The sequence below is a fragment of the Ramlibacter sp. WS9 genome, from assembly GCF_003797765.1.
In the GTDB taxonomy this organism is placed as follows: Bacteria; Pseudomonadota; Gammaproteobacteria; order Burkholderiales; family Burkholderiaceae_C; genus Ramlibacter.
Genome location: NZ_RKMB01000037.1, coordinates 33,761 through 44,505, shown reverse-complemented (window position 1 = coordinate 44,505; position 10,745 = coordinate 33,761). Strand labels below are relative to the sequence as shown.

Annotated in this window: 10 protein-coding genes; 3 read left to right on the top strand and 7 right to left on the bottom strand. The window is 65.8% G+C overall.

Annotated elements, in window-relative coordinates:
- The first annotated feature begins 6 nt into the window (after nucleotides 1–6).
- Together EEB15_RS30130 and corA are read left to right on the top strand one after the other, a co-directional pair.
- Nucleotides 7–1,185: a patatin-like phospholipase family protein gene (locus tag EEB15_RS30130; protein ID WP_233259683.1), complete on the top strand. Its 1,179-nt coding sequence runs from the start codon at nucleotides 7–9 to the stop codon at nucleotides 1,183–1,185.
- A 157-nt stretch (nucleotides 1,186–1,342) separates the two neighbouring features.
- On the top strand, nucleotides 1,343–2,332 hold the full coding sequence (gene corA / locus EEB15_RS30125; RefSeq protein ID WP_141513670.1) for a magnesium/cobalt transporter CorA: 990 nt from the start codon (nucleotides 1,343–1,345) through the stop codon (nucleotides 2,330–2,332).
- Nucleotides 2,333–2,375: 43 nt separating this feature from the next.
- Here corA and EEB15_RS30120 read toward each other — a convergent pair whose 3' ends face one another.
- Nucleotides 2,376–3,416, bottom strand: coding sequence for a DMT family transporter (locus EEB15_RS30120; RefSeq protein ID WP_141513669.1), 1,041 nt, complete (start codon nucleotides 3,414–3,416; stop codon nucleotides 2,376–2,378).
- A gap of 129 nt (nucleotides 3,417–3,545) precedes the next feature.
- Between EEB15_RS30120 and EEB15_RS30115 the strand changes: the two genes are divergently transcribed.
- Nucleotides 3,546–4,226: a hypothetical protein gene (locus tag EEB15_RS30115; RefSeq protein WP_141513668.1), complete on the top strand. Its 681-nt coding sequence runs from the start codon at nucleotides 3,546–3,548 to the stop codon at nucleotides 4,224–4,226.
- 12 nt (nucleotides 4,227–4,238) lie between these two features.
- Here the strand turns inward: EEB15_RS30115 and EEB15_RS30110 are convergent, their stop codons facing one another.
- From EEB15_RS30110 to EEB15_RS30085, 6 genes are all read right to left on the bottom strand, one after another.
- The gene (locus tag EEB15_RS30110; protein ID WP_141513667.1) at nucleotides 4,239–4,937 is read right to left on the bottom strand and encodes a 5'-methylthioadenosine/adenosylhomocysteine nucleosidase; all 699 of its coding nucleotides are present in this window, start codon (nucleotides 4,935–4,937) and stop codon (nucleotides 4,239–4,241) included.
- Complete coding sequence (locus tag EEB15_RS30105) at nucleotides 4,934–6,535, bottom strand: ABC transporter substrate-binding protein (protein WP_141513666.1); 1,602 nt, start codon at nucleotides 6,533–6,535, stop codon at nucleotides 4,934–4,936. The genes EEB15_RS30110 and EEB15_RS30105 overlap by 4 nt, the downstream gene beginning before the upstream one ends.
- 85 nt (nucleotides 6,536–6,620) lie before the next feature.
- On the bottom strand, nucleotides 6,621–7,616 hold the full coding sequence (locus tag EEB15_RS30100; RefSeq protein WP_141513665.1) for a dipeptide ABC transporter ATP-binding protein: 996 nt from the start codon (nucleotides 7,614–7,616) through the stop codon (nucleotides 6,621–6,623).
- Nucleotides 7,617–7,722: 106 nt separating this feature from the next.
- The gene (locus EEB15_RS30095) at nucleotides 7,723–8,748 is read right to left on the bottom strand and encodes an ABC transporter ATP-binding protein (RefSeq protein ID WP_141513664.1); all 1,026 of its coding nucleotides are present in this window, start codon (nucleotides 8,746–8,748) and stop codon (nucleotides 7,723–7,725) included.
- A 3-nt stretch (nucleotides 8,749–8,751) separates the two neighbouring features.
- Nucleotides 8,752–9,708, bottom strand: a complete 957-nt coding sequence (locus EEB15_RS30090) for an ABC transporter permease subunit (protein WP_141513663.1) — start codon at nucleotides 9,706–9,708, stop codon at nucleotides 8,752–8,754.
- Nucleotides 9,705–10,709 carry an ABC transporter permease subunit gene (locus tag EEB15_RS30085; protein ID WP_141513662.1) on the bottom strand — a complete coding sequence of 335 codons (1,005 nt, stop codon included), beginning with the start codon at nucleotides 10,707–10,709 and terminating at the stop codon, nucleotides 9,705–9,707. Before EEB15_RS30085 ends, EEB15_RS30090 begins: the two co-directional genes overlap by 4 nt.
- Nucleotides 10,710–10,745: the final 36 nt, after the last annotated feature.

Here is a 10,745-nt window from a genome sequence, read left to right as displayed (position 1 = left end):
CGCCCCATCCACGCACTGGTGCTGATGGGCGGCGGCGCGCGCACGGCCTACCAGGTGGGCGTCCTGCAGGCTTTGGGAGCCATGCTCGAACTGCGCGCCGAACGCGGCACCGCCTTCCCGTTCCAGGTGCTGGTGGGCACTTCGGCCGGCGCCCTGAACGTGGCCTACCTGGCGAGCACCGCCACGTCCGGGCTGCAGGCCTTCACCCAGCTCGGCAAGTTCTGGGGCAGGCTGCGCTCGGCGGATGTCTACGAACTCGACGTCTCGCCCTGGGTGCGCTTCAATCGCCTGGTGGCGGCAATGAGCCTGTGGCGCAATGCGCGCAGCTCGGGCGCGATCCTCAACAACATGCGGCTGGTCGACACGCTGCATCACGCGGTCTCGCTGCAAGGCATCGAGGACGCATTGCAAGGCAAGGCGCTGGACGTGGTGGCGGTCACGGCCTCCAGCTACACCAGCGGCGTGCACTGGACTTTCTGCCATACGGCGCGCGATTCGCGCCATGAGCCCTGGGTGCGGCCCGGGCGGCGCTCGGAATTCCAGCCGCTGACCATCGAGCACCTGATGGCCTCCAGCGCCATCCCCTTCCTGTTTCCCTCGACACCGTTGTGGGTGGACGGGCGGCGCGAATATTTCGGCGACGGTTCGATGCGCCAGGTGTCCCCACTCTCGCCTGCGATGCACCTGGGTGCGCACCACATCCTGGTGGTCGGCGTGGGGCAGCCGCAGCGCTCGGGCCTCATCGGCTCGGGCGAGAGCGCGGCGCGCGGGCCCACCCTCGGCGGCATCGCCGGCCACGCGATGGCCAGCGTCTTTCACGACACGCTGCAGGCCGACGTGGAACAGGCGCAACGCGTGACCAAGACCCTGCAGCAACTGCCGCGCGAAGTCGCCGCGGTGCTGCCCTATCGAAGCGTGGAGGTGCTGTCGATCCAGCCCACACAGTCGCTCGATGCCCTGGCCCAGGCCCATGCCCACGAGCTGCCCGGCTCGGTGCGCCGCGCGCTCGGGGGACTGGGCGCGCTCAAGGGCGGCGGTGGCGCCCTCGCGAGCTACCTGCTGTTCGAGCCTGGGTTCGTGCAGGCGCTCATCGCACTCGGCGAGCAGGACGCGTACGCGCGCAAGGAAGAATTGCTGGCATTCTTCGAGCATGCCCCTGTGAGGAAGCCCCTGGTCGCGGCATAATCGCGCGGTCACCACTGCCGGAGAGCACTCCTTGGAAACCTACCCCAGCCGGTAGCTTTCGAAACGAATGGGCGCCTGATTCCAATCGTTCGAAAGCTGCTTGCATCACCGCAATCTCCATTTCCGACAATTGGAATCGAAACCAGTTCGCAAGGCCATGCTCAACATCTTCACGCTCGCCAACGGCCGCCTCTTCCAGGAAGAGATCGAGTCGCTGGAGGAGCTCTCCAAATTCCAGCCGATCTGGGTCGATCTCGAATCGCCCACCGTCGAAGAAAAGCGCTGGGTCAAGCAGTACTTCGGCCTCTCCATCCCGGAAGACGCGATGGACGAGGACATCGAGGAATCCGCGCGCTTCTACGAAGAAGACAACGGCGAGCTGCACATCCGCAGCGACTTCTTGATTGCCGACGACGAGGAGCCGCGCACGGTTCGCGTGGCCTTCATCCTGAACCTGGTCAACGACGCGCTCAAGAGCAAGGGCGTGCTGTTCTCCATCCACGACGAGGACGTGCCGGTTTTTCGCCTGCTGCGCCTGCGCGCGCGGCGCGCGCCGGGGCTGATCGAGGACGCGAAAGAAGTTCTGCTCAAGCTCTTCGATGCGGACGCCGAATACTCCGCCGACACGCTGGAAGGCATCTACGACGAGCTCGAGAAGGTCAGCAAGCAGGTCCTGTCCGGCGAAGTGACCGACACGTTGGCCGGCGAGGTGCTGGGCCAGATCGCGCGGCAGGAAGACTTGAACGGCCGCATCCGCCGCAACGTGATGGACACGCGGCGCGCGGTGAGCTTCATGATGCGCAGCCGCATGCTCAACGCGGGCCAGTTCGAAGAGGCGCGGCAGATCCTGCGCGACATCGAATCGCTGGACAACCACACGGCGTTCCTGTTCGACAAGATCAACTTCCTGATGGACGCCACGGTCGGCTTCATCAACATCAACCAGAACAAGATCATCAAGATCTTCTCGGTGGCCAGCGTCGCGCTGCTGCCGCCGACGCTGATCGCCAGTATCTACGGCATGAACTTCAAAAGCTGGTTCCCGGAGCTGGAGTGGGCTTATGGCTACCCCTATGCGCTGGCACTGATGGTGGCCAGCGCGCTGGTGCCCATGTGGTACTTCCGCAAGCGCGGCTGGCTCAGGTAACGACTCACCCGAAGCGGCCCCATCGCATGGGCTGCGCGTTCGCCTAGTGGATGTGCGTGTGATGGGCGTCGGGCACATGCGCGTGGCTGTGGCGCGTGGGTTGATGCCGGTGCAAATGGCTGTGAGACCCGTTCGGCGCGACCTCATGCTCGTGCTCGTGGTGCCCGTCTTCGTGGGTGTGGGCATGCTCATGCTCCAGGGCCTCGTGGACGTGCTCGTGCTGATGGCGCTCCAGGACATGAACCAGCACGCCGGCCAGCATCAGCGCTCCGCCCAACGCCATCAAGCCGCTCGCGGAACGATCTCCCAGTCCGAACGCGACCAGGGCGCCCACAAAGGGAGCGAAGGCGAAGACGGACCCGGTGCGGGCGGCACCAAATGCCCGTTGGGCGAGAAGGTAGAAGCGCAGGCTCAGCCCGTATCCGGTAGCGCCTACGGCGAGCAGGCCCAGGCCGACGGTGACGCGAGGCATCGGCTCTCCAAGCAGCCATGCCGCGATGGCCGTGGCCGTTGCCCCCAGCGCCGCCTTGGCCATGACCACCTGGCCGGGATCGCGCTCGGCCAACGCCCGCGACAGTGTGTTGTCCGCGCCCCAGGCGGCCGTCGCGACGAGTACCGCGGCGAGGCCCGCCAATTGGATCCCGCCGAAACGGCCCTGGTCGAACACCAGCGTGGCCCCGCCCGCCATCAGCAACGCCATTGCGAACATCACTCTCCGGTCCATCGATTCCCGGTAGAGAAGCCTGGCCAACAGTGCGGTGAACACGGCTTCCAACGTGAGCATCAATGATGCGCTGGCGCCGCTCGTGCGCTGCAGGCCCCACGCCAGGGCGACGGGACCGGCCACGGCGCCCAGGGCCGCGACGGCAAGGAGGCGTGGCGTGTCCGCGGCCGCGAGCCGTGCCTCGCGTTCCGGCGACTTGCGGGACAGCGCGCCCACGAGTGCGGCGCCGGCGTAGAGCAGTGCCGCGGTCGTGAAAGGCCCCAGCCCCTTTCCGACCAGCTGGACGATGGGCGTGCTGATGCCGAACAGCGCGGCGGCCAGCAGCGCCAGTGCGCCTCCTTGCAAAGCAGGCGCGTTCATGAGTCCGCGCGCCGGCCTGGCGCTGACGTGATCGCGATGGGGATGCGTATCATGCGATTTCTGCTGTTGAGCATGGATATGTTGCCCGTCCTGGGTGAAATTAGAGTCGATTTGAGCCGAGGAGGGGTGATGAGGAATTGGGAAGTTTTGCGCCACGCGGCCCTGCTGCTGGGCTGGGGTTGCGCAGCGGGCGTGGCGCTTGCCGCGGGCGGCCACCATGGCGTCGACGACGCGGCGATCCTGGAGCCCGGAACGTGCGAACTGGAAACCTGGTTCACCCGTGCGGGAGCGGGCGAGCGCCTGCTGCACGCGGGAGCGGGCTGCCGTGTGGGACCGGTCGAACTCGGCGTGGCTGCTGAGCGCGCGCGCGATCCTTCGGGCCACGCCACCGGCTACGGTTTGCAGGTGAAATGGGCGACCGAGGTCGCGCCCGGCCTGAGCGCGGGCGTTTCTGTGTCATCCGGCTGGCAGGCACATGTGCGGCCCCGCTACCAGGGCACGACCGTGTCCGGCCTGCTGACATGGGCCGTGCGCGACGACGTGGCGCTTCATGCGAATGTGGGGCGCGACCTTGTGCACGGCGCACCGGACTTGAATCGCTCGGGCGTGGCCGTGGAATGGACGCCGAAGACGGGCTGGTCGCTGATGGCGGAGCGCTACGTCGAATCGGCTACGCAATTTGTCCGCGCCGGTGCGCGCTGGACCGCAACCGAGAACTTCACCGTGGACTTGAGCCGGGCGCACAGCCTGCGCGGGCCGGGGCCATCGAACTGGACGCTGGGCGCGACCTGGCTGATCGACCGGCGCTGATCGGCTGCGTGACTAGGCCCCACGCAGCAGCGCATCGACGATGGCGGCCGAGTGGCGGCTCGCCACTTCCTGGATGAAGGTTATGAAGTCGCCATGTGCCTCGTCGTCGGCGCGATCGGAGATCGTGCGCACCGCGGCGAACGGCACGCCGTAATCGTGGCAAACCTGCGCGAAAGCAGCACCTTCCATTTCCACCGCGAGCGCGTCGGGCAATGCGGCTTGCAGCGCGCGGCTCTCGTATGTGGTGGAGACGAAGCGGTCGCCGCTCACCATGAGTCCGCGGTGCAACGTCGAGCCGGGCAGCGCCGCGCGAGCCGCTTGCGCCAACTCGTCGGTCAATGCCGGATCGGCGGCGAAACGTTCAACGCCATACAAGGGAATCTCGTACTTCGGAAAGATCGGGGAAGCATCCATGTCGTGCTGCATAAAGCTGTCGGCCACCACCACATCGCCGGCTTTCACGTGCGGGGCAAGCCCGCCGGCAACGCCGGTGAACACGATGCGGTCGACCTTGAACCTTTCGATCAATACCGTCGCCGTCGTCGCGGCCGCCACCTTGCCGATGCGCGACAGCACCGCGACAACGTCGTGCCCATGCAAATGGCCGGCCCAGAAATCCCGGCCGGCCACTCGTTGCTTTCGTTCATCGGGCATCAGCGCCAGCACGGAGGACAACTCCTCCTGCATGGCGCTGACGATGGCAGTTTTCACTCTTTAATATCCACGCCGTAGAAGTTGTGGCGGCCGAACGGCGAGAGCTTGAAGTCGATCACTTCCTTGCGCACCGGCTTCAGCTGCACGGCGTGGGCGATGGTGAACCAGGGCTCCTGCTGCTTGAAGATCACCTGCGCCTGCTTGTACAGCTTGTCGCGCTCGGTCGACTTGACTTCGGTCTTGGCCTTCTGGATCAACTCCTCGAAGGGCTGGTGGCAGAACTTCGCGACGTTCGAGCCATTGGTGCGCGCGGCTTCGCAGCCGAGCAACACGGCCAGGAAGTTGTCCGGGTCGCCGTTGTCGCCGGTCCAGCCCAGCATGCCCATCTGGTGCTCACCGGCCTGCATGCGCTTGCGGTACTCGCCCCATTCGAAACTCTTGATCTCGGCCTTGACGCCGACTTTGGCCAGGTCGGCCTGCATCAGTTCGGCAATGCGCTTGGCGTTCGGGTTATAGGGGCGCTGCACCGGCATGGCCCACAGGTCGGTCTCGAAGCCGTTCGGGTGACCGGCAGCGGCTAGCAACTTCTTGGCGGCTTCGGGATCGTAGACGTCGTCCTTGGTCGACGTGTCATAGGCCGACATCGAAGGCGGCAGCGGGTTCTTCGCGGCAATGCCGGTGCCCAGGAAAACGCCATCAAGAATGGCCTTCTTGTTGATCGCCATGCTGATGGCCTTGCGCACGCGCACATCGTCGAACGGCTTCTTGGTCACGTTGTATGCGAGATAGCCGACGTTCAGGCCGGGCTGCTCGAGGATCTGCACCTTGGCGTCCTTGCGGATCGCGTCCAGGTCAGCCGGGTTCGGGTACGGCATGACGTGGCACTCGCCCTTTTGCAACTTGGCCCAGCGCACCGAGGCGTCCGGCGTGATCGCGTAGACCAGGTCGTCGATCTTCGCCTTGCCACCCCAGTAGGTCGGGGAGGCCTTGTAGCGGATGACGGCGTCCTTCTGATACTGGACCAGGAAGAACGGGCCGGTGCCGACGGGCTCCTGGTCGATCTTCTCGGGCGTGCCGGCCTTGAGCAGGGCGTCGGCATATTCCTTGGACTGCACGGCCGCAAACGGCATCGCCAGGTTCGACAGAAACGGTGCGTCGGGCTTTTCCAGGGTAACGCGCACCGTGTAGTCATCCACCTTCTCGACCGACTTGAGCTGCTTCGCCAGTCCCGTGTCGTTGAAGTAGGAGTGGTTGGAGCTGGTCACCTTGAAGAAGGGATTGGCTTCCTTCCACTGACGCTCGAACATGAAAACCATGTCGTCGGCGTTGAAGTCGCGCGTGGGCTTCCAGGCGCGGTGGTTGTGCCACTTGACGCCCTTGCGCAACGTGAAGGTATAGACCTTGCCGTCGGCGGAGATGTCCCACTTTTCGGCCAAGCCCGGAACGACCTTGGTGCCGCCGCGCTCGAACTCGACGACGCGGTTATAGATCGGCTCGGCGGCGTCGAACGACGTGCCCGTGGTGTTGACGCCAGGGTAGAAGTTTTCCGGGCTGCCTTCAGAGCAATACACCAGGGTCTTGGCGTTCGCGCCCGCGGCGGCGGCCAGGGCCAGCGCGGCGATCGCGAAATGTTGGCGAGAGGGGACCAGTTTCATACGCACTCCTTGTGGGATGAGAGATTCGGCTTTTAGCCAGGGAGAGATGCATTATTCGGAAATCGCGGTTGAGGCGAAACCCGGTTTACCCGGGTTTTTCGGCAGGAAAACCCGACGATAAAAAGTCTTCAGAGAAGTGGCAGGCGACGATGCGGCTTTCGATCTGACGGGGCAGCGGCCGCTCGGCACGGCAGCGCTCCACCGCATACGGACAGCGGCTGGAGAACACACAGCCGCTCGGTGGACTGAGCGGCGAAGGCAGTTCACCCTTGAGCACGATCTTCTGCACGTTGCGCGCACCCACGCCCGGTGTCGACGCCAGCAAGGCCTGCGTGTACGGATGAGAAGGCCGCTCGAAGATGTCGGCCTTGGGCCCCTGCTCCATCACGTGGCCGAGGTACATCACCAGCACTTCATGCGCGATGTGCCGCACCACCGCAAGGTCGTGCGAGATGAAAAGGTAGGCGAGCTTGAATTCCTGCTGCAGGTCGGCCAGTAGGTTGAGCACCTGCGCCTGGATGGAAACGTCCAGCGCGGACACCGGCTCGTCGGCCACGAGCAATTTCGGGTTGAGCATCAGCGCGCGCGCGATGGCGATGCGCTGGCGCTGGCCGCCCGAGAACATGTGCGGATAGCGGCTCGCATACTCGGGCCGCAGGCCGACTTGCGCGAGCATGGCGCGCGCTCGCTCGCCGCGTTCGGCCGCGTTCATCGTGGTGTTGATGGCCAGCGGGTCTTCCAGCACCGCGCTGATCTTCTTGCGCGGATTGAGCGAGCCGTACGGGTTCTGGAACACCAGCTGGACCGCTTGCCGCAGGCGGCGCTTGTCGGCCGACGGCGTGTTCACCGCGTCGGCGCCGTCCAGCATCAGCGTGCCCTCGGTCGGCTTCTCGATCAGCGAGACCATCCGCGCCAACGTCGATTTGCCGCAGCCCGATTCGCCGACCACGGCGAGCGTCTTGCCCGCCTCGATGGCGAACGACACGCCGCCGACGGCTTGCAGGTGCGCCGGCTCCTTGAAAAGGCCGCGGCGGATCTTGTAGACCTGGCGGAGGTTCTTGGCTTCGACGACGACGGTCATGGTTGCATTCCTCCCTCTCCCTTTGGGAGAGGGTCGGGGTGAGGGCACGCGCACAATGCCCTCACCCTAGCCCTCTCCCAGAGGGAGAGGGGACAAGTCACGCGGCTCATGAGGTCACCTCGATCTGGACCGGGCCGTCACCTTCGATCGCCGCCTGCCGCTGCGCATCGCCCAGCGGATAGTGGCAGCGCACTTGGCCGTCCTGCCAAGGCCGCAGTTCAGGCCGCACGGCCATGGAGTGCTGCGTCGCATAGGCGCAGCGCGGCGCGAACAGGCAGCCGGTGGGCCGATCGAACACGCCGGGCACCACGCCGGGAATCGTTGCCAGACGATGCCCCGCCGGCCCGCGCTCCGGCAGCGCCGAGAGCAAAGCCTCCGTGTACGGGTGCTGCGGATCCGAGAACAGCTGCGACACGGCCCGCTGCTCCATCACCTGGCCGGCATACATGACGGCCACACGCTTGGCCATCTCGCTCACCACGCCCATGTTGTGCGTGATCAGCACCAGCGCCATGCCGCGCTCCTTCTGCAGATTGCGCAGCAGGTCGAGGATCTGCGCCTGGATCGTCACGTCCAGCGCGGTGGTCGGCTCGTCCGCGATGAGCAGGCGCGGATTGCAGGAGATCGCCATCGCGATCATCACGCGCTGGTTCATGCCGCCCGACATCTGGTGCGGGTAGTCGTTCAGGCGCGTGTGCGCGGCCGGGATGCCGACCTGCTCGAGCAGCTCGATGGCGCGGCGCTCCGCGCTCTTCTTGTCCAGCGGCGAATGCAGGCGCAGCGCCTCGATCAACTGCCAGCCGATGGTGAAGCAGGGGTTCAGGCTGGTGGTGGGCTCCTGGAAGATCATCGCCATGTCCTTGCCGACCAGCCGCCGGCGTTCCTTGTCGGAGATGCCCAGCAGGTCGTTGCCGGCAAAGCGCAGCGTCTTCGCGCGCACGCGGCCGGGGTAGGCGATGAGGCCCATCAGCGCCATCATGGTGACGCTCTTGCCGGAGCCGGATTCACCGACGATGCCCAGCACTTCGCCTTCTTCCACGGTGAGACTCACGCCTTCGACGGCGTGCATGCTGCTCCCTTGCGTCGGAAACTCGACGTGCAGGTCTTCGATTTCGAGAAGTGGTGCGGCCATGGTCTAGCGTTTCAATTTCGGGTCGAGCGCATCGCGCAACCCATCGCCCATCAGGTTGAAGGCCAGCACCGCGACCAGGATCATCAGGCCCGGAAAGGTGACGACCCACCACGCACGCAGCACAAACTCACGCGCATCGGCCAGCATGGTGCCCCACTCGGGCGAAGGCGGCTGCGCGCCCAGGCCCAGGAAGCCGAGCGCCGCCGCATCCAGGATGGCGGTGGAGATGCCCAGCGAGGCCTGCACGATCAGCGGAGCCGCGCAATTGGGCAGCACTTCGGTGAACATCAGGCGGAACGTGCCGGCGCCGCTGATGCGCGCCGCGGTGACGTAGTCCTTCGACACTTCCGAGACCACCGCCGCGCGCGTCAGCCGCACGTAATGGGGCAGCAGCACCACGGCCACCGCCAGCATGGCGTTGACGAGGCCCGGCCCGAGGATGGCGACCACCACGATGGCCAGCAGCAGGCTGGGCAGCGTGAGGACGATGTCCATCAGCCGCATGATCGCGATCTCGACGATGCCGCGCACGAAGCCCGCGATGAGGCCGAGCGCGATGCCCGCAGCCACCGAGAGGGCCACGACGCCCAGGCCGATCGACAGCGACAGGCGCGCGCCATAGATCAGGCGCGAGAGGATGTCGCGGCCGATCGCGTCGGTGCCCAACAGGAATTCGGCGGATCCGCCGGTCTGCCAGGCGGGCGGCCGCAGGAACGCCGCGCTGTTGGTCTGGTCGGGCAGGTGCGGAGCCACCCAGGGAGCGAAGAGCGCGAGCAGCAGAAGGAACACCACGATCACCATGCCGCCGACGGCGCCGTGGTTGCGCGAGAACGAGACCCAGAATTCGCGCCATGGGCCGGGAGGCGTTGCGGGAACCACCGCAGAACCGGCTTTGCCGGGCTGCTGGTGGTGCCCCCTTGAGGGGGAGGCAGCCGCAGGCTGCATCGGGGGGGAGCTCATTTTCGGATACGGGGATTGATGATGCCGTAGGTCACGTCGACCAGCAGGTTGACGATCATCACGATGGTGCCCAGCAGCAGCAGGCCGCCTTGCAACACCGGATAGTCGCGGCGGGCGATCGCTTCGATCAGCCACTTGCCCACGCCGGGCCAGGAGAAGATGGTTTCGGTGAGGATGGCGCCGGTGAATAGCACACCGACCTGCAGGCCGATGACAGTCACCACCGGGATCAGCGCGTTGCGCAGGGCGTGCACGCCCACCACGCGAAACGGCGGCAGACCCTTGGCGCGCGCGGTGCGGATGTAATCCTCGCCCAGCACTTCCAGCATGGCAGAGCGCGTCATGCGCGCCACCACCGCCAGCGGATTGGTGCCCAGCACGATGGTCGGCAAGATCAGGTGCTTGAAGGTGGACCAGAAGGAGCCCTTGTCACCCGTGAGCAGCGAGTCGATGAGCAGGAAGCCGGTGGTCGGCTCGATGTAGTGCTGCACCGAAATGCGGCCCGACACCGGCGTCCACCCGAGCTGCACCGAGAACAGCAGGATCAGCAGCAGCCCCCACCAGAAGATCGGCATCGAGTAGCCGGTGAGCGACGTCGCCATCACGCCGTGGTCGAAGATGGAGTTGCGCCGCACCGCGGCGATGATGCCGGCGGGAATGCCCAGCACCAGGGCGAAGATGATGGCGCAGACCGCCAGTTCGATCGTGGCGGGGAACAGCGCGAGAAATTCTTCGAGAACGGGCGCGCGCGTGATGATGGACTTGCCCAGGTCGCCCTGCAGCACGCGCCCGATGTAGATGCCGTACTGCACCATCATCGGCCGATCCAGCCCGTATTCCTTGAGCAGCTGGGCGTGGCGAGTCGCGTCGATGCCGCGCTCGCCGGCCATGGTCTCGATCGGGTCGCCGGGGACCAGGCGGATCAGGAAGAACGCCAGCAGCGTCATCCCGACGAAAGTGGGAATGACGAGCGACAGCCGCGTCAATATGAAACGAAACATCAGAAAGCCGTCATGCAAAAACAAGGCCCGTTGTGC

Excerpts from the sequence above, each read along its gene's own strand:
- EEB15_RS30100 (WP_141513665.1), bottom strand. The coding sequence starts at position 7,616 with ATGACCGTCGTCGTCGAAGCCAAGAACCTCCGCCAGGTCTACAAGATC.
- EEB15_RS30095 (WP_141513664.1), bottom strand. The coding sequence starts at position 8,748 with ATGGCCGCACCACTTCTCGAAATCGAAGACCTGCACGTCGAGTTTCCG.
- EEB15_RS30085 (WP_141513662.1), bottom strand. The coding sequence starts at position 10,709 with ATGTTTCGTTTCATATTGACGCGGCTGTCGCTCGTCATTCCCACTTTC.
- corA (WP_141513670.1), top strand. The coding sequence starts at position 1,343 with ATGCTCAACATCTTCACGCTCGCCAACGGCCGCCTCTTCCAGGAAGAG.
- EEB15_RS30120 (WP_141513669.1), bottom strand. The coding sequence starts at position 3,416 with ATGAACGCGCCTGCTTTGCAAGGAGGCGCACTGGCGCTGCTGGCCGCC.
- EEB15_RS30105 (WP_141513666.1), bottom strand. The coding sequence starts at position 6,535 with ATGAAACTGGTCCCCTCTCGCCAACATTTCGCGATCGCCGCGCTGGCC.
- EEB15_RS30090 (WP_141513663.1), bottom strand. The coding sequence starts at position 9,708 with ATGAGCTCCCCCCCGATGCAGCCTGCGGCTGCCTCCCCCTCAAGGGGG.
- EEB15_RS30115 (WP_141513668.1), top strand. The coding sequence starts at position 3,546 with ATGAGGAATTGGGAAGTTTTGCGCCACGCGGCCCTGCTGCTGGGCTGG.